This window comes from Shewanella sp. MTB7 (assembly GCF_027571385.1).
In the GTDB taxonomy this organism is placed as follows: Bacteria; Pseudomonadota; Gammaproteobacteria; order Enterobacterales; family Shewanellaceae; genus Shewanella.
Genome location: NZ_CP085636.1, coordinates 5217380 through 5241360, shown reverse-complemented (window position 1 = coordinate 5241360; position 23981 = coordinate 5217380). Strand labels below are relative to the sequence as shown.

At 43.5% G+C, this 23981-nt stretch carries 31 protein-coding genes; 19 read left to right on the top strand and 12 right to left on the bottom strand.

What is annotated here, in order from left to right; all coding sequences use genetic code 11:
* Nucleotides 1-274: 274 nt before the first annotated feature.
* From HWQ47_RS22805 to HWQ47_RS22750, 12 genes are all read right to left on the bottom strand, one after another.
* Nucleotides 275-613 carry a Mor transcription activator family protein gene (locus HWQ47_RS22805; RefSeq protein WP_269968286.1) on the bottom strand — a complete coding sequence of 113 codons (339 nt, stop codon included), beginning with the start codon at nucleotides 611-613 and terminating at the stop codon, nucleotides 275-277.
* Between the two features lie 67 nt (nucleotides 614-680).
* Nucleotides 681-1328: a gp16 family protein gene (locus HWQ47_RS22800; RefSeq protein ID WP_269968285.1), complete on the bottom strand. Its 648-nt coding sequence runs from the start codon at nucleotides 1326-1328 to the stop codon at nucleotides 681-683.
* Nucleotides 1309-1734 carry a hypothetical protein gene (locus tag HWQ47_RS22795; RefSeq protein WP_269968284.1) on the bottom strand — a complete coding sequence of 142 codons (426 nt, stop codon included), beginning with the start codon at nucleotides 1732-1734 and terminating at the stop codon, nucleotides 1309-1311. Before HWQ47_RS22795 ends, HWQ47_RS22800 begins: the two co-directional genes overlap by 20 nt.
* Nucleotides 1735-1743: 9 nt before the next feature.
* Nucleotides 1744-2361, bottom strand: a complete 618-nt coding sequence (locus HWQ47_RS22790) for a DUF3164 family protein (RefSeq protein ID WP_269968283.1) — start codon at nucleotides 2359-2361, stop codon at nucleotides 1744-1746.
* A 24-nt stretch (nucleotides 2362-2385) separates the two neighbouring features.
* Nucleotides 2386-2649 carry a hypothetical protein gene (locus HWQ47_RS22785; RefSeq protein ID WP_269968282.1) on the bottom strand — a complete coding sequence of 88 codons (264 nt, stop codon included), beginning with the start codon at nucleotides 2647-2649 and terminating at the stop codon, nucleotides 2386-2388.
* Nucleotides 2646-4112 (bottom strand): ExeA family protein, encoded by a 1467-nt coding sequence (locus HWQ47_RS22780; RefSeq protein ID WP_269968281.1) that lies wholly within the window; start codon nucleotides 4110-4112, stop codon nucleotides 2646-2648. Before HWQ47_RS22780 ends, HWQ47_RS22785 begins: the two co-directional genes overlap by 4 nt.
* 10 nt (nucleotides 4113-4122) lie before the next feature.
* Nucleotides 4123-5910, bottom strand: coding sequence for a hypothetical protein (locus HWQ47_RS22775; RefSeq protein ID WP_269968280.1), 1788 nt, complete (start codon nucleotides 5908-5910; stop codon nucleotides 4123-4125).
* Nucleotides 5911-5912: 2 nt separating this feature from the next.
* The gene (locus HWQ47_RS22770; RefSeq protein ID WP_269968279.1) at nucleotides 5913-6884 is read right to left on the bottom strand and encodes a hypothetical protein; all 972 of its coding nucleotides are present in this window, start codon (nucleotides 6882-6884) and stop codon (nucleotides 5913-5915) included.
* 15 nt (nucleotides 6885-6899) lie between these two features.
* Nucleotides 6900-7232, bottom strand: coding sequence for a hypothetical protein (locus HWQ47_RS22765; protein WP_269968278.1), 333 nt, complete (start codon nucleotides 7230-7232; stop codon nucleotides 6900-6902).
* A complete protein-coding gene (locus HWQ47_RS22760; RefSeq protein ID WP_269968277.1) occupies nucleotides 7229-7723 on the bottom strand; it encodes a hypothetical protein in 495 nt (164 codons plus the stop codon). Before HWQ47_RS22760 ends, HWQ47_RS22765 begins: the two co-directional genes overlap by 4 nt.
* A complete protein-coding gene (locus HWQ47_RS22755; protein ID WP_269968276.1) occupies nucleotides 7723-8142 on the bottom strand; it encodes a hypothetical protein in 420 nt (139 codons plus the stop codon). Before HWQ47_RS22755 ends, HWQ47_RS22760 begins: the two co-directional genes overlap by 1 nt.
* A gap of 91 nt (nucleotides 8143-8233) precedes the next feature.
* A complete protein-coding gene (locus HWQ47_RS22750) occupies nucleotides 8234-8506 on the bottom strand; it encodes a helix-turn-helix domain-containing protein (protein WP_269968275.1) in 273 nt (90 codons plus the stop codon).
* 117 nt (nucleotides 8507-8623) lie between these two features.
* Between HWQ47_RS22750 and HWQ47_RS22745 the strand changes: the two genes are divergently transcribed.
* The 19 genes from HWQ47_RS22745 (at nucleotide 8624) to HWQ47_RS22655 (ending at nucleotide 23972) form a co-directional block, all read left to right on the top strand.
* Nucleotides 8624-9022: a helix-turn-helix domain-containing protein gene (locus tag HWQ47_RS22745; RefSeq protein WP_269968274.1), complete on the top strand. Its 399-nt coding sequence runs from the start codon at nucleotides 8624-8626 to the stop codon at nucleotides 9020-9022.
* A gap of 27 nt (nucleotides 9023-9049) precedes the next feature.
* Complete coding sequence (locus HWQ47_RS22740; protein ID WP_269968273.1) at nucleotides 9050-9730, top strand: hypothetical protein; 681 nt, start codon at nucleotides 9050-9052, stop codon at nucleotides 9728-9730.
* Between the two features lie 451 nt (nucleotides 9731-10181).
* A complete protein-coding gene (locus tag HWQ47_RS22735; RefSeq protein ID WP_269968272.1) occupies nucleotides 10182-11255 on the top strand; it encodes a nucleoid-associated protein in 1074 nt (357 codons plus the stop codon).
* Nucleotides 11256-11277: 22 nt separating this feature from the next.
* Nucleotides 11278-12714, top strand: coding sequence for a hypothetical protein (locus HWQ47_RS22730; RefSeq protein ID WP_269968271.1), 1437 nt, complete (start codon nucleotides 11278-11280; stop codon nucleotides 12712-12714).
* A gap of 55 nt (nucleotides 12715-12769) precedes the next feature.
* Complete coding sequence (locus HWQ47_RS22725) at nucleotides 12770-13381, top strand: glycoside hydrolase family 108 protein (RefSeq protein ID WP_269968270.1); 612 nt, start codon at nucleotides 12770-12772, stop codon at nucleotides 13379-13381.
* A complete protein-coding gene (locus HWQ47_RS22720) occupies nucleotides 13378-13650 on the top strand; it encodes a hypothetical protein (RefSeq protein ID WP_269968269.1) in 273 nt (90 codons plus the stop codon). Before HWQ47_RS22725 ends, HWQ47_RS22720 begins: the two co-directional genes overlap by 4 nt.
* 2 nt (nucleotides 13651-13652) lie before the next feature.
* Nucleotides 13653-14198, top strand: coding sequence for a hypothetical protein (locus HWQ47_RS22715; RefSeq protein WP_269968268.1), 546 nt, complete (start codon nucleotides 13653-13655; stop codon nucleotides 14196-14198).
* On the top strand, nucleotides 14195-14524 hold the full coding sequence (locus HWQ47_RS22710) for a DUF2730 family protein (RefSeq protein WP_269968267.1): 330 nt from the start codon (nucleotides 14195-14197) through the stop codon (nucleotides 14522-14524). The genes HWQ47_RS22715 and HWQ47_RS22710 overlap by 4 nt, the downstream gene beginning before the upstream one ends.
* The gene (locus tag HWQ47_RS22705; protein WP_269968266.1) at nucleotides 14524-14823 is read left to right on the top strand and encodes a VpaChn25_0724 family phage protein; all 300 of its coding nucleotides are present in this window, start codon (nucleotides 14524-14526) and stop codon (nucleotides 14821-14823) included. Before HWQ47_RS22710 ends, HWQ47_RS22705 begins: the two co-directional genes overlap by 1 nt.
* On the top strand, nucleotides 14823-15089 hold the full coding sequence (locus HWQ47_RS22700; protein WP_269968265.1) for a hypothetical protein: 267 nt from the start codon (nucleotides 14823-14825) through the stop codon (nucleotides 15087-15089). The genes HWQ47_RS22705 and HWQ47_RS22700 overlap by 1 nt, the downstream gene beginning before the upstream one ends.
* Entirely contained in the window at nucleotides 15082-15648 is a 567-nt protein-coding gene (locus HWQ47_RS22695) for a DUF3486 family protein (RefSeq protein WP_269968264.1), read from the top strand. Before HWQ47_RS22700 ends, HWQ47_RS22695 begins: the two co-directional genes overlap by 8 nt.
* A gap of 65 nt (nucleotides 15649-15713) precedes the next feature.
* Nucleotides 15714-17240 (top strand): terminase large subunit domain-containing protein, encoded by a 1527-nt coding sequence (locus HWQ47_RS22690; protein ID WP_269971834.1) that lies wholly within the window; start codon nucleotides 15714-15716, stop codon nucleotides 17238-17240.
* 2 nt (nucleotides 17241-17242) lie between these two features.
* Nucleotides 17243-18916: a DUF935 domain-containing protein gene (locus HWQ47_RS22685; RefSeq protein WP_269968263.1), complete on the top strand. Its 1674-nt coding sequence runs from the start codon at nucleotides 17243-17245 to the stop codon at nucleotides 18914-18916.
* Nucleotides 18916-20343, top strand: a complete 1428-nt coding sequence (locus tag HWQ47_RS22680) for a phage minor head protein (RefSeq protein WP_269968262.1) — start codon at nucleotides 18916-18918, stop codon at nucleotides 20341-20343. The genes HWQ47_RS22685 and HWQ47_RS22680 overlap by 1 nt, the downstream gene beginning before the upstream one ends.
* A complete protein-coding gene (locus tag HWQ47_RS22675) occupies nucleotides 20340-20516 on the top strand; it encodes a hypothetical protein (protein WP_269968261.1) in 177 nt (58 codons plus the stop codon). Before HWQ47_RS22680 ends, HWQ47_RS22675 begins: the two co-directional genes overlap by 4 nt.
* On the top strand, nucleotides 20516-20980 hold the full coding sequence (locus HWQ47_RS22670) for a phage virion morphogenesis protein (protein WP_269968260.1): 465 nt from the start codon (nucleotides 20516-20518) through the stop codon (nucleotides 20978-20980). The genes HWQ47_RS22675 and HWQ47_RS22670 overlap by 1 nt, the downstream gene beginning before the upstream one ends.
* Before the next feature lie 368 nt (nucleotides 20981-21348).
* Entirely contained in the window at nucleotides 21349-22614 is a 1266-nt protein-coding gene (locus HWQ47_RS22665) for a phage protease (protein WP_269968259.1), read from the top strand.
* Entirely contained in the window at nucleotides 22614-23009 is a 396-nt protein-coding gene (locus HWQ47_RS22660) for a hypothetical protein (protein WP_269968258.1), read from the top strand. The genes HWQ47_RS22665 and HWQ47_RS22660 overlap by 1 nt, the downstream gene beginning before the upstream one ends.
* Before the next feature lie 42 nt (nucleotides 23010-23051).
* On the top strand, nucleotides 23052-23972 hold the full coding sequence (locus HWQ47_RS22655; protein ID WP_269968257.1) for a Mu-like prophage major head subunit gpT family protein: 921 nt from the start codon (nucleotides 23052-23054) through the stop codon (nucleotides 23970-23972).
* The last annotated feature ends 9 nt before the right edge of the window (nucleotides 23973-23981 follow it).

Genomic DNA, 23981 nt, shown 5'->3' with positions numbered 1-23981 from the left:
TACTAAAGTAAAGCTATTGATTTATAAGCATTCTACCAGAGTGGCACTGAATAAACGAGCACGGCAAATTGAAAGTGAGCATTGAAATTGATGTCTTATCTAAAGCAGTCAGTAGCATTCACTTATCGGTTAGCAAAAGTAGGTCAACAGACTATTGTTTATCTGTGCAGCTCATCATCTGAAACTGATTCTGGGGCAGTTTAGTGATAGATTTTTTATTGATACTTTTTAATACACACCAGTTACTCAGGAAGGAAAGAGATAACGCAAATGATTAAAATAATTCAGACTGTTTTTCTGCGATCTCTGCACTTTGAATGGCTTTTACAATGCGATAAACATAGGGAACTGAAAGATCAAATTCTTTAGCAAGTTCGACATGATTATTGCCTCTGAATTTTGCATAGATCTTATGATGAGAAAGTACCACATCTAAGCTGTCACCACGTGGGAAGTAAAACTGTTCACGGCCATATGCTAGGCGGATTTTATCAACAGTATTCTGAGCGACTTTTGTAGCTTTATCTTTCTCAATGCCAAACTCAATAAGCAAAGACTCGATATGAATAATCATATCGAGTAGAAATGCTGCAGAACGTTCACGTTGACTCATAAATTTCTCTCGTTATGTTTTGCCCTGGCCCCACATATATACGTAGAGCCATTACAGGACTCATTAATCACCAACTATGCTTAGGCGTGGTTCTGTCATGTGACAAAATAATGCTTAATGCGTTATAAATACCACTCAGGTTTTCTTGGTTTTTCGACTTTTTTAAGCAATCATCAAGATCAACAAAAGCTTGATAGTCCTCTGCATTAAGCTGCCCTTCCTGGCTTAGTAAACCCGCCGCTAAATATTGATGCTCGATAGCCTCGCTAAGCATGCGCATGTGCCATCTTTTAAGCTGCTCAATCAGAGCACTAATCATGTTGGGTTGTAGCCATTCCAGCTTGGCGATAGCATTACCATTATTGAGGCGTTTAGTTTGCCCCATGCTCCACTTATTTAATGCATGGTCAGATCCATCTCTTAAAAAGCCCTGATGGTTCATGGTTATCCAAATATGGCGTAGCTTATCAAGTTGTGTTGGTGCTGACTTCTTGGTTGACTTGGTTGCTTTACCTGCCTTAAATTTAAAGCCTTTAGACTTGAGAAACTCCAAAACCTTAAAGAGGTCTGGGATCTCCATATCCAAGCACGATCGCTTACCTGTTAGCTCCATCAAGTTTGCACGGTAGGATTGTTCATCAACTTTTAACTGATTCTTACCAATATGGATCATCTTGATGTACCAAGATCTAGGCTTAAATTGCTTTTTCATCATGAATCCTTAAAAGGTTGCTTTTAGATAAATTGGTTTGATCATTGTTATCGGTAGCCATTAGTGCAGAAGGATTAGAGGTTAAATTCAGTGCAGCAATCACTCCTATTTTAAATAGTGTTAAGTCTCTCTCGCTTGTTAGAGAGATGTCATAAATTGCAACAGACTTAAGATCAAGACAATTAACTAATGAGCATTTCAACTCGGAGTACTCTTTTGCTAATGTTGCGAGTACAAAGACTGTTTCAACGGGGAATGTCGACATTAAATCAAAATGTTCATCAATGGGAACATCAACTTCTTCATGAGCCATAAGCTGGGCAACATGGTTTAATATGGGCTGAATTTGAATTGCAGTGCTTCTTGCGTTATCAGCTATATTTTGGAAATCGTCGCTTATTTTATCCATTTTTCCCTCCTAAAGTGCTGCTATATCAAGTGATATCGCTTGCCACGCATTTTCAGTGTCGCTGCGTTTGTAAAAGCGAATATAAGACTTGCTGTCCGTCACCTGGATTGAATCGGCAATGGCTTTCATGGCACGATCCCAACGTTCATCTTCCATATCGAGTCTGCGTAAGCCCAAAATTCTTGCTGTTGACACTTGGCCCTCTTTGTCAACTTGAAACGCATGCTCTACTAAGGTTCGAATGCGGTCATTCGCCCCGTTTGACCAGTCATGAATGCATTCATCAATTAACTGCTTAGCTACTTGTAACCGTTCATCAAATTGCAGTTGATCACTTATTGCTATTTGAATTTTCAAGGTACTATTAAAATTTAATAAGGTAATGTTGCCTTTCTTGCCGCCAAGTTTTAGCTGGTACTCATCGGCTGACAGGGATACAAACGATTCAAGTTCATTAAGCATAGACGTCTTAAAGGCTCGCATTTGTGCCTGCTGCTTAATGGCTAAGCCGGACAATTTACCCACTAACTCATCGCGGATAAGGTCAATGGCTTTAATGTTACTGAGCGCGACTAGATTGCCCTTGGCATCACACATAAATCCTGGTGGTAACGTTATTTCATTCATGGCTTACTCCGTTTAATTGATGGTTTAGTTATTAATGGGTTGAAGCCACTGCACATTAGTGCCTTCTATTTCGGCAGATAAACGCTCATAGCGGCGACCATTCTGATTCGAAATAGCAATTGAAACGGGGGTTAATTGTTCCAGCTTTTTATTATTTATGACCTCTATACAGGGCTTACGTCTGTCTAAAATCACCTGGTTCATCGTGATCCCATTTTTATCTAAAACCGCCGCACACCTCAGTGCATAGGCTAAATTCATCATTACGAGTTCATTGACCTTGTTCATTTCAGCTCCTTAATCACATCTGCACTAATGGGAGTTTCACCGAGGTTGGCGGCCAAGTTCATGGCGCACACTAACCAGTTGTTCACGATTAGCGGGTAACTCATGTCCTGATGCTCGCTCGCTTTTGCCGCCATGCCATAACTCACCTTGGCTTGCAGTCTTAGTTGCAATGCCTCAATGGCCAAAGGCTCAATCACATTTAAATAGTCCACACTGCAACGGTTAAACTTATGGGCAATATAGTCAGTAAGTGAACGTCCCAGTGGCGGTACCTTCATCACATTACAACGGCGGGAGAACTCTCGTACTTCGTAGTTTGAGGGGGCAAGCTTTTGTGAAAGCTCAGGCTGGCCGACTAAGATGATGCTGATTAAACGATTAAAGCCATCACTCAATTCCCATATTCTTTTCAAGTATTTCACAACGTCATTGCTCAGATCGTGAGCCTCCTCAATAATCAGCACATGACGATTACCCGCTTTCACGCTACGCTTCAGCGCGCTCTCAACTTTACGTGCTCGACGCTCAAGGCTTCCAGGCAATGAGGTCAGCATCAGTTCCTCGGCTAAGGCATCAAAAATCATCTCAGCAGTCAGGCGCTTCTTGTTGATCACCATTGGTTCAATCACAATCACTTCGGGATGATGGCGTCTGAGGTATTCCAAACAGCCTTTGCGTATTTCTGTTTTTCCTGAGCCACACTCGCCAATTATCGCAAGGATGCTGCCGCCAATACTGGCTTGCACCATGGCTTCACGTAACATCATTTGCTGCTCACTCATGAACAAGTCTGCCTCCGTTCGTATTTCATTTTCAAAAGGATGACGGGTTAATTTAAAATGGCGTAACGTGGTTTGATTTAGCATTTCAGGCTCCGGTTGCTCAAAAGTGATACGTGACTTAAGTGCAACATTGTCCAAGGGGGTTAACGATTTTTTAGGATTGGCATTGACTGTTGCACCACGTACCTTCCACATATCATTAAGTTGCTTTTTAGACACAAATTGGGCGAGCCAAGCGTTAATGGACATTTCAATATCAACGCGTTTAACCGTTTTGGGCCAAATACCGTGGCGTAGAATTTGGCTCATGGCGGTGGGTGATAGAGTGATCCCATCGTGTTTTAACGCGTTAATGACTTGCATTTGACTCAGGTCATTTATTTGAAGCTGCTCAATCACGCCATACACGGGCTGTGATATATCCACGTTGCTAGTTCCTCCATTGGGTTGATGTTTAAAGATCGTGTCCAATTCCTCTTCTTTTATGCTGCTCCCTAATAAATGGCCAAGTGCATTTCTCACCGCAGCGGCAGGAGCACGACGTGGACATTGGTTTTTTTCGGCAAGATTGCGCATAGAGCATTTACCAATCGAATAGCCTTCGTTATTTAATTGTCTCAGTAGCGCCATTCGTGTCATGTCATGACGCTTTAATACATGGTCAATCGTTAATTCGTTCATTTCAATGTCCTTATTTCACTCGTTTTAGTGGCTGTACAGGCTGCAGTAAAGTGGCTACAATTTGCGGTATATCTTCATCAAATACGTGCGTGTATTTCTCAAGGCGTTGGCTTTCCTCAATACTTAGCGCTCGGTCTAGCTGCGTCACGACTAAACGCTTCAGCGCAATACGGCTCAGTGGCTCACGTGAGGCTGGTTGATATTGCTCAGCGAGTTCGATATTGCTGCCATCACGACGCATAAAGATGGGTTGCTTGATGTCTTGTAAATGGCTGTGGGCGTTTAAGGTGCCTTCAAACGGGGTGATCTGTTTGGCTTTAGCTTTCTTAATGTCATCTAAATCCATATTGGGAAATGCTGTTCTGTCAGAGGCTTTATTGCGCTTCTCAACTTCGGTATCTGGCATTGCTTTAATCGACTCACCCCATATCGGTGCGTCGAGGGCAAAACCTGCGTCATCGAATTCTTTAGGCTCTACAACATGATGATATTCTTCACCTAAGCCATCTTTTATTGTCACCATGATTTGACAGTTACCGTAATACAGCGGGGCTACAGCCACTTTTTCACCAATTGCTACATGGGCTAACCCTTTGAGGGAGTACAGCTGGCTTTTAGGTGCGGCAGGATGCTTAAAGCTGATATCTAAGCTGCCTTGTACCGTTTTGGGTTTTGGAGCGGCTTTCAATAAGTAGCGACACATCTCTATAGGGGGAAGTTCTCGCAGTTTCTCCGGCGTTTTCAAAATACGCTGCCATAAATCAAATCGTGCAATGGGTTGTGGCATACCACGACGATGCAAACGGCTGTCTTGGCGTGGGAGTTGATTGGAGTTCCAAGCGTTGTACCAGGCTTCGGCAGCCAGGTTGAGTTCTTCGACACTGTTTACCGGCTCAAATTTCAAGCGGCTCTCAAAATGGCATTCGACTATGTTATTACTGCTTTCTACTTGACCTTTCGCACGAGGATTCTTGGCCATATGAGTCATGTGTTCAACTTGCAATGCATCAAGTGCATTTTTAATCGCGCCACTGGTGTTAGCTGAGCCTTTATCCCACACCATGATATCTGGTACCCCTCGAAACGGGCGAGAGTCGATGCTTTGCCAGCTGTAGAGTAAAAAATCCCATAAGTTGGCACTGGTCTCACCTTTGCTCTGATAATAGCGAACGATAATGCTGCCGCTATAATGGTCTGTTAGTACATAGCGCCAACACTTAAGATTGCTTATCTTCTCCAGGTTCTCAGGTTTGTTAGCATACATGTCGGACTCATCAACAAACTTCTGCACATGTTGCTCACCGCTTGGTGCGTAATAGAGCAGACAATAAGACGGATCGACTTGATGTACATGATTCGGGTATAACGTTCGTAATTGCTGGTGTGGGCTGGCACGTTTTTGATCTTGCGCGGTACTCTTGCGCTGACGGCGTAATTCATTGAGGCGTGAGTTGGACAAGTTAATCTCTCGTCCACTGCCGACTAACATGGAGGCTGCAACGGTAGTTGGCATAGTATGTTTACCATTGGCACGTAGGCTTAAACGGGTTACTGCTTCCAATTCTTCAAGTGTTTTTTCATCAATAGAGGTTGTTCCTGCATCGCAGCGTATTTTGCGTCCACTACTCCAGCCAATTTTTTTGAGGTTACTGTAAACGGTTCTTTTAGAGACGTTGTGCATTTCCTCAAACGCAATACGCAATACCCCCTGATGACCCGAAGGTGCTGCATCTAACTGCTTGGCCAGCTGGCGATAACTGTCCTGCATATTAATATTTGAAGGGGTATGTGTGGCCATGGTTAACCTCGTGCATCTATTTCAGTTTCTAGCGCCAAAATTTCCGCCTCGCTGTACATGGGGCGTCCTTGGTTAACGTAAAAATCGAAGCGTTGACGTGTTTCAATTGACAGAGCGTTAACGGCTAAAAAGAGTTGGTCGACACAATGCACTTGCACTGCGGCCATATGTTCCATGGCGCGTTCACTGTGTTGCTCATTGACCTCTGTGGCCATAATCGTTTCAGACACATCATCAAGCTGTTCAGCTAATTCAATGGCCTTTGCAGCTAGTCGGGTACTCAGTTGGTTTATTTCATGTACCTGTTTGGCCCATTGATTTGGCTCTGGTGCGTTATTTTTTTGGACCTTGAACTGCTCTAGCTCTTCGGTGGTAATATTCAGGCGGTTGTTGGCGTCTTGTAGTAGATTGTTGCGTACCATTGCTAGTTTCTGGCTTTCGCCCAATTGCTCCTTCAGGTGAACTTTCTCTGTTGCATGCTTATCGGTAAGATCTTCAATTAGCTCTTTCACTGCTTCCTTGTCGCCCATGTCAATAGCTTCGCTATCGATGACTAGATTTTGGTCTGATTCCGGCAGCTGGCGTAACTTACGAAGATCACGGTAACCTAGCCCCATACTTTTAGAAGCTTCAAAAAACTCTTCGCCAAACTGTTCTAAAGTGATTAGTCGGTTATCAACATTTCTTCTGTCAGTGAGTAATATGTACTGACAACATTCATCCCAACTGGTAACTGTTACCAGTTCGCCATTTTCATTTTTATAGGTTAAGCCCTTATAAGACTTAGATTCCTTAATGTTTTGCAAAACCTTCAATTCGGTAACAGTTACCAGTTTGCTGATAAAATTAAATGCTTGGACTTGTCCTAATTGCAATAACGTATCTTGCTTAGATGCCAGCACCTCTTTGGCATCTACTACCGCTTTTTCTTGTTCTGGAGATAGATCTCTGACTTTTGTGTCTGTCTTTTTCATGAGAATTCCTTAGCGCTAAACGGCCAGTAAACTGTAGTTTTGTTGGTCTTGCTGTAGTTGCAGTTGTGCTTGATTTAAGTTTAGTGATATTGAATTTGAGTATTGGGCAAACTTTGCCGTTAAACGCCAGCGGGTTGGATTATTAGGTAGACGTTCGGCAAGATTCGCTAATGCCAAATTATCTAGAAGGCGAGTGATGTTTGCTGGTGCGGTGTTGGCTAATTTGGCCAATGTTCCAGGGGTGATCCCCAGAACCTCATGCCCAACCATGATATCAATCACTTTAAACGCGCGTTGCAGGTGACTAGAGATATATTGGCTGTCGTTATTGGTAGTGTTTTTCATCATGAATCCTCTCCTAAATCCAGCTGCGGTGATTGATGCTGCTCAATATTCTTATGTTGAAATGCCAGATCTTGAATTAACGTTTTTACTGTAACGATGGCTTTGTCAGCATCGCCTTCTCCCGCCTGTAAACTAAGTAGTTCGGCTATGAACTGTTGCATAAAGATATTCAGTTCTAGCACTTCAGTGTGTTCAGCTTGACGGCCCGTGGGCATTTTTATTAGCAGGTAGCCTTGAGAGTGGGCTAAATATTCAGTAACGAAGGGGCGGCCAGTGCGGCTATTGCCAGTAGTTAAGCTTTCATAGTTAATTAGCTGGTTGATTGGCATTCTGCCACTCCCCAACCATTTATATAGAGTATCGACGGTGGTGGCCATCCGCTCAGCAATCCGTTCTACTGACAGGTTCTGTTTATCCAAACCATGCTCTTTACACAGACGTAGCGCGTGATTGAGTGAGTTGGGGACTTGCCTTTTCCAATTTCGGGCAGCCATTAGAAACTCCTTTTGTAAGCGTGCTTCCAAACAAAGTATTGCTCTGCATCTATACAAACTATGCGGCCATCAGCTAAATTTTCAGTCACACGGTAATCAAGCAAGAAGCAATTATGAGCAGGCAAAAAATCAGCACATTGCAAACGGATATAAGTTGTCAGGTATTTAACCATTGGTTGGGCGAGGCTCTTAGTGAAGAGACTTTGGCTGAAATCAACTTGCTCAGTACGCCTATGTTGCCTAGTGATATAGGGAATGTTCGTACTTTGTTTGAGCAGTTGGCGCATCTGAACTCGGCACAAAGGCAGCAGGTAGTGCAATGGGGAGTCTGGGTGCAAGACATCACTATGCTGCAACTGCTGTCTTGGAGTTTGATGCGTATTAAGCTCATAGTGCATTTTGGTTTTATTGAAAGCCATACAAATATTTCCCAAATAAATATTTATCAACTGGATGATGTGACTCTAGCTAGCCATTGGCGGAGTCTGTTATTTGTTCCTTCCTCTATACCTACGAAGCTAAACGCTGACGAAGAATATCAACTGCGACCTGACGCCGCTCTTGATCTTTCTTACGTTGATTTAGCACGGAAAAATGCTCGGGAAATACCTGTTCCACAGGTTGTTCTATTGCTTTAGCCACTATGTTGGCAACCCTCATGGATTTGTTATGGCGGTTGATAATTGCGCTGATATGGGCAATTTTAATCCCTGTAGCATCAGCAATCATTGAGTAAGTGAGGCCTCGCTCTTGCAAAGCAGCTTTAATTTCATTGGCTTTCATGATTTAATCCTCTGGTACATATATGTTGTTTACGAAGTGCAATTCGTAAACAAGTTAATAAGATGGGCTCAGTATAGGTTTAATATATTGAACTTGTCAACCATTTGGTGTGAATAATTGAACTTTTTAAAGGCTGAGCGAATCTATTTAAATCTTCCTCAAAAGGAAGTTTTCGAAGAGATAGGGGTAAATAAAGGTACCTTTATTCGATGGGAAGCTGGTTATGCAATACCTTCAGACAAACTCGCTTTATTGGCTGAACTTGGTTTTGATGTGCAGTTTATTATCACTGGGAAACGTAGTTTTTCAGCTGACTTTGATTTTAATTTACAAGAGAAAGCAATAGAGATTGTCGCCAAATATATTCATCGTTCAGGATTAAAATTGGCATATCCTGAAATGGTTTATCCAGTTGCGATGGAGATATACCAGGTCCTTAAACAAGCACAGGACGAAAGTGTGGAAGTCGATCCTGTTGAATTAGGAGCTAAAGTTATACAGTTATTTGCGACATAAAAGTAATAGCACGCGAGGTAATTACTCATGGATGACAAAGACATAGATACTGACAGTTTTGTGAAAGGCATGATGTCTAACAAAGCAACAGAGAAATGTAATAGCATGCTCGAAAAGCCTGAAAATACATCCAGGCTTAAATTGGAAGATCCAGCCTTACTTGAAAAGGGCCAATCAGTGGGCGGCAATAGCAATATTGTTGCGCATGGGAATATAGTAATAACTTCATCTTCATCTGAGAAAAGTGATGCTACATTTGGCCAGCGTAGTGTCGATGAATGTATTAATTTTTCAGAATCTATTGAGCTTAAAAAGCTAGTCACTCAAATCACTGAGTTAGAATCTTTGCAGGAAAATGGGCAGGAATCTTGGGTTATTTGGAAGAGTTTAAGTGATCATTGTAACGTTTCTAACGTTTCTAACGATTCAGCTACTCCTCCTCGTTATCAACTCATATCTAGTAAAGAATTTTATAAGGCCAAATGCTTTTTAATGGAATGGTATTGTCGTTTAATTGAACAATTAAACCTGAGATTAAAAAGTGATAATGAAGCTTTACAACTTCCTAATGAACGGCTGTTTGATCTTAAACATGCACTAGAGGCTGAAAGGCGCATCCGACAAACTATTACTGATAAAGTTCTATACATCTTGATTACAGCCCTTATCGCTCTTGTTTTGGGGTTAGGTTGGTATGGTTTTTTGTAAGTTATGTGACAGTATCAAGTACATAATTGAAGGGGAGCATTAATGAAAAATAACATTTTAATTCAATGTGTAAGGTCTTTATGATTACCTTGATTCAGCTATATTGCTTGTGACTTAAAAAGTTTTAAAAACATCACAATTGATGCACCAAAAGATCTACATCACATCTTCGTAAGAATACAGTCTAAAAAGTCGGGCTTTGATTACTTTGCATTCACATAATATTTAAAAACATAAGCAGTATTCATTCACGCTCCTCCTTTGTCTAACCTACAGAGATAAAAAATAGACATAAAAATAATTTTTATCTCACAATTTTTAATTAAACCCGTATTAACTTTGTACTAGTTTAGTTAAGCTGTTGATAGAGAAAGAAACACCACACAATCAGATGAGGCAAGGAAGCCAAACAAACACTTCTTTGCTGTTATCATCAATGAAGGAATATAAGATGAGCGAAAGAGAAAGTATTTTAAATCAAGGTGTGAGAGATTCTCTTGAAATTCACCATTTCATTTATCATATTATTGAAACCCAATCCCCAAAACCCGATTACCTAGAATCAGTTCAACTTACTGGAACACAAGAACATTTCTTTAAAGACATGTTACTTGAAACCGCTAAAGGAACTCGCTATCAATTCTCTGATAAAGCAAACAATACGCTGGTAAAGCATTGTCAGGAAATCATTGCAGATCCGGATAACAAATTTGTAGGTATTTCAAAATTGATTGTTTCTGACTTCAAGAAAATTCATCAAGGGCCCATGTCAGATGGTATCGTAATTGTTGCATATGCAAGTATGATTGTTGGTAATGTAAAGAAATATTTTATAGCTCTTCTAAAAGTGGATTACACCAAAGTACTTGCTCAAAAGCGAGATCCTAATAACAAAGGCCATGTTAGCTTTACTGAAATTGCAGATACTCTATCTGAAGATAAGAAAGCTATTCAAAAAAGAGCTTTGATCGATGTCAGTAGCACTTTTGATTGGGATGTATTAGCTGTTGAGCGAGGAAAAACGGCAAGTACACTTGATACTGAAATAGCAATTACCAAATATTTTAAAGACTTTCTTGGTGTTCAACTTCAGAGAGTTGATTCTAGCTACAGTCGAATGGTCCCAACCAAGGTTTATCAATGGGCTAAAGCCAATGGAGATCCTGTAGCGTATCTAAAAAAAGCCAAAGCTGTTGACTATATTAAAGCCAATGATGGCAGCTCGATAAGTATGGATGACATTCGAGATCTTGTATGTTTAGATCCTGATGCACATAAGCAAGTTGATAACATCGCTAGTTTCGATACCTTTATGGATAAGCATCAGTTTAATGGTGTGCAGTTTGTTGCGAGAAAAAATTCTATTGTGGCAAAGGATGAAGTGACTAAAATTAAAACCAACAAGCAAGTTATTATTGAGTGGCCTGGTAAACCAGAAGATGCTGGTGTGACTATTACAACATTAGCAGATGGGACTATTGAACATAAAGTGATTTCACAAAGTTATAATGTCATTGATAAATAGTGTATGCAATAGCATTGAGCTATTGATCAAACAAGCTACCGGCACCAATAATGAAACTCTGGCTGCCTACGCTTTAGCTGGTAACTGGAATGAAGTTGTTCGCTCAACTCTGTTTGAATTATGTACATTAGCCAAATCTCATGAATTTACAGAATGTCTGAATTTAGAAGTCGATACTGAACATTTGGATGTAGATGAATTCCTTAAAAGCTTTTCCTCTACTCAAAATCAAAGCGATACGGCAGATTGGACTCTTACTTTCGATAAAGAGGGGTTCATTGCTAAATTATTTAATGTTCAAGACTCCCATCAACATAGAATTTTATTTTGTTCAGTTCTATCTTTTGTAAATCATACAAGAACATCTTTAGGGTTAAAGGCTCCATTTACTACTGGGTCTATTAACCAAAATAAACCTGTCATTATTCATGTTTATGGACTAAAAAAAGAGCAAGAATTTGGAGGGCGAAACTTAGCAATAATTGCTGCTGGAGAAGATTTACCAGAAGAGTTTGGTTTGACTGATAGTGCTTTCCCTAGTGAAACTAAATTAAAGAAAAGTATTTACATTATTGCTGATGATAGTGTTCGAATATGTCCGTCTAGTTTCGATTTAAGCTGGGGGTTCTGGGGGGGGGAATACGCAAAGCCTTTTAGGTTAGCTTATGCAAAAGTTCTCTTTGCATGTATAGCTCAGCACTTTTTTTCTGAAGATAAAATAGTATTGCATGGTGTCAAACACCTAAATGTTTCACTTCGTTCTATGGTTAATGATATTTCAACAAATCAACTTATAAAATTAAAAGAAGCTGTTATGTGGTGCTATAACGGCAATGAATCGGAAACTCGATTGCAATTACTATCAGATAGGTTATCACTCGATATTCCTGCTGGTGGAAGCTTGCTTAAGTACGGTATCGAGCATGTGAATACAGCCTTAGAACAAGCTAAATCTAAGTATTCATTTGTCATAGCAGAAAGAAATAATGAGTATAGAAAAGAGTTAAAGGAAGTTTACGAAGATATCGAACAGTTTTCATCAAAGTATGCCGAAAAATCTACCGATTTGAGTTCTGGGTTAGTCAAGGATTTGTTATCTATAGCATTTATTTTTACTGTTGGTTCATTTGCGAAAGGCGCAATATTGGGAGATTTACTTCAAAGCCATGGGGCAGAAGTTTTTTTTACAACCATTAGTATTTATTTAATACTGAGCTTCATCGCTAGATACCTCCACGCTGCGGCAGCACTGTCTCAAAGTAAGAAACTTCTAAATGCTTGGTCAATTAAATTAAGAAGCCATGTACCTGAAACTGAAATAACCCAATTAATTAGAGAGAACATGAAGTCACCTCAAGCTCACTTTGATCATACTGTTCTTTTTGTTGGTCTTATACATGTTGCGCTAGCGATGGCGGCTTTCCAAAGTACTATAGTTTTTCAATGGTTAGGATTATAAGTTTTACTAACTCAGGTTAATACAGCTTTTCAGCTCATACTGTCACTCTGGCAGTATGAAAAAATCAAATCATCAAGCGCTATCATCGAACCAATCAGTATCAACACTCGCGCTTCTTAGCCAGACCTACCAACTTGGCTTTCATTGGATACTTTCCGCTGAAGGGGGTTACTCTAATCATGTTGCCGATCGAGGTGGTGAGACGTTATATGGCCTCAGTCGCCGCGCTTATCCTAACCTTGATTTCAATACACTTACCTTAGAAAAAGCTAAACGTATCTATCACCGTGATTATTGGCGTGTGTGTCGCTGTGATGAGTTACCGAATGTACTGGCCATCGCAGTGTTTGATGCTGCGGTAAATCACGGGCCACGCATGGCTATTGAGATGATTCAACGTGCCATTAAAGCCAAACCTGATGGCATCATTGGCCCCAACACCTTAGCGGCAATCGACCGACAAAATCACAATGACTTATTAACTCTTTATCTGGCTCGACGTGGGCGTAAATATGCCCGAATAGTGATGAATGACCCCAGCCAGGCAACATTTCTTTTAGGTTGGATGCACCGACTCACTAAGCTCCAGTTCGCTACCTATCAAGCTGCTAACCGTTATGGTTGGCAAGGATGGCAATCAAGGTCTTCAATACGAGCGTCTGCATGAACCGCCGTCAACGTGAACGCTTTCAATCAGGACGCGAGCAGCGTTTAAAAGCAGAAACTGAACGCGCGGATGACTGTGTCAGGGCTTTGCCATGCCCTCTGTATAGCCATGATGCTACTTGGCAGAGCCAATTTATTCAGGGCTGGAACAGCGTGAATTTAGTCGATATTCAGGCTGAGCGGCTAAAACAACGAGCAAAACACTCTCCCTCAGTGCCTGGTATTGCTAAGCAATCACTCTGTGAAATTCACCAAATGTTAAGGAGCTAATCATGAGCTGGTTTGACGACTTTGATTTAGGTAAAACCATATCGGCCATTGCGCCACTGGCAGGCAAGATCATCGGCGGCCCATTTGCAGCGTTAGGAATATCAGCCATTCAGCTGGCACTGGGTAGCGATGAAACGGAGCCGGAGGCGTTGGCTAAACAGATCAAGAACGCGACTCCAGAACAGCTCATTGCTCTGCGTAATATAGATGCTGGTCTCAAAGTACAGCTCAAAGAACTCAACATTAAAGAGCAAGATTTGGAGTACCAAGATAGGGCCAATGCCCGTGAATTGTTCAAGCAAAACAGCTGGCCACAAGTCCTGCTATCAGCCCTATTTGTACTTGGCTACTTCACCATTACTGGGCTACTGGCCTATTACGCTGTTAATTGGCAAGAAGGCATTGAAATTAATCCGTTACTTTTTGGCATGTTAGGGACTGTGATTGGCGTATTGACCGCTGCGATCCCACAAATCCTTAATTTTTGGTTTGGCTCATCCAAATCTAGTCAAGAGAAAAATCAGTTGCTAACAAATGGCATGAAATGAACGAATTTCTTGAGTTTATCAATAACAATTTTAAATGGTTATCAGCCTTAGCCTACTTAGGTGTTGTTGGCCTATTAGCTTGGTTTAACCAACGTTTTACGCTTCGAAAAGATCATGAATCGCTAACCGTTAAGTTCACGCACATGGATCTGCAAATCACTCAGGTAAAAGCCAATATTGGGCATTTGCCGACGAAAGAAGAGGTACACCGCTTGGATAAAACCTTAAGCGGTCTCAGTGAAACCATTAATGCCACCCAAGAAGGCATTAGTCGCCTTGAGCGTAAAACGGATCTTCTACTGGAAAACGAATTAAGGAACGACTAATGGCACTAAAAGAGATCATGTCAGAACATCAACGACTGGTTATTTTACGTCTACTGGGTGAGGTTCCTGGCTTCGATTTAAATGAGTCCATCTTACAAGATGGACTCAATGCCTATGGCCTCGATATTAGCCGAGACGGCTTGCTAACTCAGCTGGCCTGGTTGGCCGAACAAGGCATGCTTAACCTAGCTAAAGTCGGCGGAACTCAAAAGGCTGTACTGACTGCTAGGGGCGAGGATGTTTCTGTTGGCCGTGCAGTTGTGCCTGGCATAAAGCGCCCACGAGCAGGAGAGTCGTAATGGCTAGAGCAAAGCTAAATAAAGGCGAACGTGATGGCATACGTTTAATTGCTGATTTGTTTGTTATTGAAGATTTGAAAAAAAATGTATTAGCTAAGAGCGTCGCTCTGGCCCCTCATTTACCTGAGTTAGAAATAACACTCCTTAATGCCGTACCTAAGGTCTATGCAGCTCAATCAGAACTACAAAAGCAGATAAAGGAAGTCCGAAAGTATTGGCTTTCAGAGTTTGAGCGCTTAGATGTTGAGAACAAAGCTAATGACTGACTCTCCAACTCGTGGCCGTCGCTCTAAAGTCGATTTGTTGCCCGATGCTATTCGCAAAACCCTCGACAGTGGTTTACGTGATGGGTCTATCACTCAAATGGAGTTGCTTAACGAAGTTAATGCACTGATAGAAGCTGCAGGTCTGCCCGAAGAGCAACAGCTCTCACGCACCGGGTTAAACCGTTATGCCAGCAAGATGGAAAACGTGGGTAAAAGTCTGCGTGAAATGCGTGAAATCACCAAAGTATGGACAGCCGAACTTGGCGATAAACCTACGGGGGAAGTAACCAAACTCATTTTAGAAATGGCCCGTTCACAGCTATTTAAAGCCCTATTAAACGAAGACGGTGAAACGGCAGATGTCGGCATGATAAAAGATGCCATGCTCGCGGTGCAGCGTCTCGAATCTGCTGCTATGGCCAGCCATAAGCGTGAAAAAGAAATCCGTAAGGCCTTTGCCGAAGAAGCGGCGAACACTGCCGAAAAGGTTGCCAAATCAGCTGGATTAACTAAGGATGCCATTAGCCTACTCAAGAAAGAAATCTTGGGAATAGCTTAGTGAGATCCGCGCAGATTGAAACTCACCCCAAAGTGTCACAAGTTGCCCAGGCTATCCAAGCCGAAATGGCACAGTTTGATTCAACTGAAGTGTTACTGGCTTACCAGAAGCGTTGGATAGCCGATGAGTCACAACTGAAGATTGCTGAAAAATCCCGTCGTACTGGACTAACTTGGGCGGAAGCTGCTGATGGTGTGTTAACCGCAGCAGCTGCTCGCAGTGCAGGTGGCACCAATCATTTTTATGTGGGCTCGAATAAGGAGATGGCGCGCGAATTTATCGATGCTGCAGCCATGTGGGCCAAAGCATTCAACAAGGCTGCAGGAGAAATCAAGGAAGAAATATTTCGTGATGAAAACGAAGATAAAGACATTCTCACTTTTGCTATCTACTTCGATTCCGGTTTTAAAATCCAAGCGCTCAGTTCTAACCCCAGCAATCTACGTGGTATGCAGGGTAACGTCACCATCGATGAAGCTGCATTTCACGACCGTTTAGGTGAAGTGCTCAAGGCTGCATTGGCCTTGACGATGTGGGGCGCGAAGGTGCGCCTTATCAGTACGCATAACGGCACCGATAACCAGTTTAATGAGCTGATTAATGATTCCAGAGCGGGTAAAAAAGATTACAGCGTCCACCGCATTACTCTCGACGATGCCTGTGCTGAGGGTTTATATCAGCGTATCTGCCAAATCCGTAAGCTTGAATGGGATCAGACGCTAGAGGATGAATGGAAAGCCGGACTGCTTAGAGCCACGGCTTGTGAAGAAGATGCGCTTGAGGAGTATGGCTGCGTGCCTAAGCAAGGTGGTGGTACCTACATCAAACGAGTGCTTATCGAAGAGGCGATGGTCAAAGATAACTCTATTCCGATTATCACCTTAAATGCGCCTAAAGACTTTGAGACCTGGTCGGAGGCTCATCGACATATTCAGGTTAAAGAGTGGTGTGAACAGATTAAGCCCCACCTGGATAAGCTAAACCCGCTTTGGAATCATTCCTTTGGTGAGGATTTTGCCCGCCGTGGTGACTTGTCTGTATTTGTACCGTTAACAATCAAGCCTGATTTGAGTAAGCGCACCCCATTCGTGGTGGAGCTGGCAAAGCTCACTTATGACGCTCAAAGAGAGATTTTGTTTTATATCTGTGACAACTTGCCACGCCTGCAGGGGATGTCTTTCGATGCAACGGGTAATGGTGGCTACTTAGCTGAAGCGGCGATGTTCCGTTATGGCACCGAGATGGTCGAGCAAGTGATGATAAGTGAAGCCTGGTACCGCGAGTGGATGCCCAAGCTTAAGGCTGAGTTTGAAGATCTCAATCTCAGTATTCCTCGCCATCAAGACATCCTCGATGACATGGCAAAAATCAAAGTCACCAATGGTACGCCCAAGATTGATAAAGGCTCTGATAAGAGCGCGACCACAGGCCAACAGCGCCACGGTGACTTTGCGGTGGGGTTAGCGATGGCTGTACGTGCCAGTTGGATGGATGGCGGCGTCATTGAGTTTACCGCTATTCCAGGCAAAGGCAGTGCTGATGAAGACGATGACACTGATGACGATTACAGCTTTGATCGAGGAACTTATTAACCATGGCGACTCATACAGATAACACCTCAGATAACACGCTTAAAAGCGATACTCATACGGATAAGAATGGCACTCGCTTCACGATAAAACAAAACAGCTCAAAGGCGTTAGCCAAGCCACAAACAGATAATGCCAAGTTGGGTCACTTGCATAGTCATTATGCCCAGCACCCGAGCAGAGGGTTAACACCGGCTAAACTTGCTCGAATATTGGTTCAGGCCGAACAAGGCGATCTGATAGCACAGTGTGAGCTGGCAGAAGATATGGAGGAGAAAGACGGCCATATTTTCTCTGAGCTACAAAAGCGTCGCCGCGCATTATTGGACGTTGAATGGCAGATAATGCCACCTCGTAATGCCAGTGCCGCCGAGACTAAAGATGCTGAAATGTTAGCTGAGCAGCTTGAAGACATGCAGATCTTAGACGATCTCATTTTTGATATGAGTGACGCTATCTTAAAAGGCTTTTCAAATAGTGAAATAGTGTGGCAGCAACAAAGTAAGCTTTGGCTACCCACAGCCTTTAACTTTAAAGACCCCAGCTGGTTTATGACGGGTCAAACTAATGCGAATGATATCGAGGCTGTCGACCGTAACGAATTGCGTCTACGTGATAACACGCTCAATGGCGCAGCTTTGCAGCGCTTTGGCTGGATAAGTCATGTGCATAAAACTAAGTCAGGTTATTTAGGGCGTAATGGTTTAGGGCGGGTACTTGCTTGGCCATTTTTGTTTAAAAACTATGGCGTACGTGATTTAGCCGAGTTTCTGGAGATCTACGGCTTACCGTTACGCCTGGGTAAATACCCGACAGGTGCGGATAAAAGCGAGAAAGCGACGCTGCTGCGAGCGGTAATGAGCATTGGCCACAATGCAGGGGGGATCATCCCCAAGGGAATGGAAATTGATTTTAAAGAGGCAGCTAAGGGCAATAAAGACCCATTTGAATACATGATCTCTTTAATGGAAAAAACCATCTCTAAGGCCATTTTGGGCGGTACATTAACCAGCCAAGCCGACGGTAAAAGCTCAACCAATGCATTAGGCAATGTGCATAACGAAGTACGCCAGGAGCTGCGAGATTCAGATCTTAAGCAGATAGGTAACACCTTAACCTGTGACTTAGTGCTGCCGATGTACATGCTCAATGGTAAGAGCTATCGCACGCCTAATCGTAGTCCTCGCTTAGTGTTTAATGTGGTTGAAGCCGAAGACCTCAAAGGGTACGCAGAGTCTCTGCCTAAGTTGGTGGATATCGGTTTTGCGATTCCTCAGCAGTGGGCCCAGGACAAATTACAGATCCCCGTAGCTCAGGATAATGAGACTGTACTGGCTAAACAGGTTACGGCCAAGCCCGTTGACACAGAATTAGTACTTGATGCGCAGCAAGCCAAACTCAAAAAGATGGCCATTAAGCGGATAGTGGCGCTTAAATCTCAACAAGAAGTCGATACCGTTGATTTGATGTCGGCAACGCTACAGGCCGACATGTCGCCTATTCTCGAAGGTTTCACCGATGAGGTGCGTCAACTCGTTGAAGGTGCAAATTCTTTGGAAGATCTTCAACAGAGTTTGAGCGAGTTAAACCTGAGTATCGATGAAGCCAGTGAAGTACTGCAGTTGGCATTAGTTACCGCCGATTTAGCAGGCCAACATGATGTAAATGAGAGCAACTAATGCCTTCAAATGCCCGCTATGGCTCTTTGCCCTTTAATGAACAGATAAGCTTCTTTCGCAATAAGCTTAACGTGCCTACAGAGTCTTGGAGTGACCTGTGGCGTCATGGTCATAACTCGGGCTTTAGCGTTGCAGGGGCGATGAAGGATGATCTGCTTAATGACTTTAGGCGTGCGGTTGATGCTGCCATAGCTGATGGCAAGTCGCTTACTTGGTTTAAAAAAGAGTTTAATACTATCGTCGCCAAGCATGGCTGGGCACACACTGGCAAGGCTAGCTGGCGTGCGAAGGTTATCTTCGATACCAATATGCGTCAAAGCTATAATGCCGGACGATATGAACAGCTGCAGCAGTTCGAGTATTGGCGCTATGCTCATGGTGATAGCCGCTACCCTCGTGAGCTGCATCTTAAGTGGCATGACACTCTTCTGCCAAAAAGTGATCCATGGTGGCAAACTCATTTTGCTTCGAATGGTTGGGGCTGTAAGTGTCGTATCTATGGAATAGGTCAATCAGAGTTTGAGCGAAGAGGGTTATCTGTTACGTCTCGCCCTAATGATGGTATGCGTGGTTGGGAAGATAAAACCACGGGTGAAGTACATCAAATCCCAAAAGGTATTGACCCTGGCTTTGATTATATCCCTAAGCGCTCGACTAATCAGATTAAGCAACAACAACTCGCTACACAAAAGGCTCCGGTTTACCAAGCACCAGAACGTCTTATACCGACAGCTTTTAGCACGGTTAAAGGTGTCGATATTGATGGACTAAACCACATATTCACCCAGTTGATGGATACACCGGCAGCACCACAGTTTCAGCAACTTGCTCGTTTTATTAAGAAAACCAATCGTAAAACGGTATTTATCAAATCAAGTGAAATGGCTGGTGGTGTAAGAAGCCGCACTATAGCGGCTGAGGTGGGTCACTATTTAGGTGTTAGTCCGTTAGCGGCAAGAGCCAGATTTACCTCTAAACGGAAACCTGAGGGCTTTACCAGCCAGAGCTTTGATCATGTTGTTGTTAAAGTGTCGAGCCTACATCGTTTCAATAATATCAATGTGGTTAAGATGCTCGACGGTATACGTGACATCATTAAGCAAGGTGATAATATGTCGGGGCCTTACGACATTAATAACAAATCTTTATGGTGGGCATTTTCTGAAGCAGGCGGCAGCATTCATGATGACACAAGTCGATTTATTACTTGGGTACATGAAATGGGCCATCAAGTTCATTATAAATTAGGCGTACCGAGTCCAGCGAGCAAAGACTATCTAACACATTATGGTGATCCGATAAAAGAAAGAGAATGGTTTGCAGAGCACTTTACAGCTTATATGCTGGGAAGAGATGAACTGAAGCTAGTATGGCCAGATGTAGTAAACTGGTTTGATGAGAAAATGCTTGAATTAGGGAGGTTATGATGGAGCTAAAGTACTTACAACAGATAGATACACTCTTGGCCCATAAGCCTTGGCCAAATGATATAGAAGCCCAATGTGATGCTATTGCTACTAGGGCTGTAGAGCCTGAACGCACTTTCATTGCTATGCGACTCGAATCAGCTTTTCATCCTGATGAGCAGGCTAATAGCTAATGGCTGGTACTCATATCAAGGTTGAAGCTAAGGGGCGAACAGCGATCACCAAAGCACTTAACAACCTACTCAAGCAAAGCGGTGATCTGACACCGGTACTTGGTGAGATAGGTGAATACTTGCTTGAGTCCACTCAACAACGCTTTATCGATCAGCAAGCCCCTGATGGCTCGCCCTGGGCCGAACTCAGTAGCACGACTTTAGAGCGTAAGCAGCGCACCGATCGCATATTAACGGAATCGGGAACCTTAGCAGATAGCCTTCATTACCAATTAGGCCGCAATCAACTTGAGTTGGGGAGCAATGAAGAATACGCCGCCATGCATCAGTTTGGTGGTACTACAAGCCCACAGAGCATGATGCCTAATCAAGAGATCGTCGCTAGAGAGTTTCTAGGCATTGCTCCCTTCGAGCGTAAAGAGATTATCAATTTAATAGAGCATCATCTGAAAAGAACTCATTAACTCCCTCAAACGCATTTTAAGCGATGTTATAAATGAAATGAGACAAAGAGACGTGAAAGTTGTTAAGAATTCCTTACGGCGTTTATAAAAGGTTTATAAATGGGGTTACTGAGTAGAGCGGAGGGCGATAAGTCTTATCAATGCGACCAGATAGGGGTCAACAAATAATCAAATACAAAACCAGCCTAATAAACCCAATCAAAGAAGACATTTAAAATTTGTTATCCGACAAGTTAACCCGTTTTTATCAAAAACCGAGACAGTCTACTCTTGGAGACTATCTAGATAGCTAGCTTGAATTTAAACCTTAATAACTTTACTAACTCAGGTTAATACAGCTTCTCCTCCACATAGGTCATTGTGGAGTTATGACATCAAATCTTCTCAGCTCTCACGTTAAAGAGCCTCATCCTAAGCCCGTCACCATTGCGGCACTGAGTAACGGTCATCGCGGCTCAGATGAAAATGCAGTGGCTGTACTCACCTTCGCTTTTGATGGTGAGACAGCTCAGCTCGGCATTAACAACAATAATAACAGCTCTCGCGTGCAGCTGCTGCCTGATGGTGAGTTTGCGGCCAAAGATGGGCGGCCCTTCGAAGTGCCTGGCGGTAAGTGGCTGATGGATGCGCTGGCCTATACCAACATTCAAACCAACGTTACTGAACGCAGCAACGACTTTCATTTTGACTACGAACACCAAACTCTCAACAGCGATGCTAATGGTAAACCTGCACCTGCTGCAGGGTGGTTTCGTGACTTGGAATATATCCCTGGTGAAGGCTTATTTGCGCTCAATGTCGACTGGACTTCTGCGGCTGCCAAATATATTGCCAATAAAGAGTATCGCTACACCTCCGCTGTTTTTAGCTATGACGCCCAATCTGGTCGCCCATTGGCGTTACTGCACGTTGCGCTAACCAATGACCCCGCCCTTGATGGCATGAAGGCGATTGCGGCACTCAAGCAAGGTGCGCTTAACGCCAGTGCTCACTCCAATTCTGCTAATTCAAATACTCCCTCTCAATCAACACAAGGAAACAAACCCATGAATGAGGCATTAACACTATTACTTGGCTTGCTGGGTATCGAGAAGCCTGGCGATTTAAGTGACGCAGCGGCCCTGAAAGCAGTCACCGACACAGCAACCACTACTATTGCTGCCCTAAAGGTAAAAGCCGATAAAACAGGCACCTTGGAGGCGGAGCTAAATACAGCTAACGAGTCTGTTGCAGCGCTTAAAGCTAGTGGTGCTGATAGCAAAGGCGGCGAAGTGGACTTGAGCAAGTACGTACCCAAAGCCACTTATGACGCAACTGTTACCGCGATGGCTGCGCTAAAAGCTGGCAGTGATAAAGATTCTGTTGAGCAGTTATTAAAAGACAACGCTGACAAGGTGCTTAAGGCTGAAATTGACTACCTGACTGACTTTGGCAAACAGCAAGGTGTTGCAGCACTTAAAGCCATGCTCGAAGACCGTCCCGCCATTGCAGCACTGACCACCACGCAAACCCAGGGTAAACAACAGCCAGGTGAAAACAATGCACAGCTTAGTGCTGAGCAATTAGCCGTCTGTAAAAACATGGGCCTTTCAACCGAAGAGTTTAAGGCCTCAATGAAGGAGGAAGAAGCCTAATGCTAACTCAAGACAGAGCCACCCCAACTCGCGCCAATCGTGACCATCATGACCCCATGGCCGCAGCAGTTCTCATTTATGCTGGTGCCATTGTCATGCTCGACGTTGCTGGCAATGCCGTAGCAGGGAAAACGGCCACAGGGTTAACGCCCCGTGGTGTCGCACGAGAACACGTGGACAATCGCAGCGGTATAGCAGGTGATGAGTCCATCCCTAGCACCAATGGTTGTCACCGTTTTATCAATGACTCTTCCATCACCCGTGCCGATATTGGCAACAATGCGTTCGTGGTCGATGACGAGACCGTCGCAAAAAGTGATGGAGGTGGCACACGTTCGATGCTCGGTACGATTATCGATGTGGATGTCATAGGCGTCTGGGTCGATATCGTTTAGCCCGTCAGCCATTAGCCCATTTATCCGTTAGGAGCGAAAAACATGATCATCAATAAAACCAATTTGGCGGCGCTATTTACCGCGATTAAAACATCCTTTAATAAGGGTTTAAAAGACACCACGCCGTTGTGGAGTAAGGTGGCGACACTTGTACCATCAACCACCAGTACCACCACCTATGCCTGGCTTGGCCAGTTCCCTCGTATGCGCGAATGGTTAGGCGACCGCCAGCTCAAAAGCTTGGCCTTACATGACTACAGCGTTAAAAACAAAAAGTTTGAATCCAGTGTGGCCATCCCTCGTGATGACATCGATGACGATACTTACGGTGTGTTTACGCCGCTATTTGAAGAGATGGGCTACGCCGTTGCCACTCACCCCGATGAGCTGGTGTATACCTTGCTTGGGGCTGGTTTTAACAACTTGTGTTATGACAAGCAGAACTTCTTTGATAGCGACCATCCTGTGGGCAATGAAGATAACGGCATTGCGTCCGTCAGTAATATGCAAGCCGGTAGCGGTGCCCCTTGGTTCCTGCTGGATGTGAATCGCCCTATCAAACCGCTGATGTTCCAGCGTCGTAGAAATTACGACATTAAGGCGATGACCAAAGACGACGATGAAAGCGTATTTATGCGTGATGAATATCGTTATGGCATCGATGCCCGCGTGAATGCTGGCTTTGGTTTATGGCAGTTAGCGTTTGGCTCTAAAGCCACCTTAAACCCTGCCAACTTTAAAGCCGCACGAACGTCCATGAAGAGCCTTAAATCCGATGAAGGGCGTCCACTGAATGTGATGCCTAAGTTGCTGGTCGTTGGCCCACACCATGAATCTGCAGCGGAGGAGATATTCCAGACGCGTGAGCTGCCTGGTGGCGGAACAAACCCACTGTATAACGCGGTTGAAATCCTCGTGGTGCCTTGGCTGGATGCTCCGGCTAGTAGCCCTATGCTCATGTAATTCGAACTT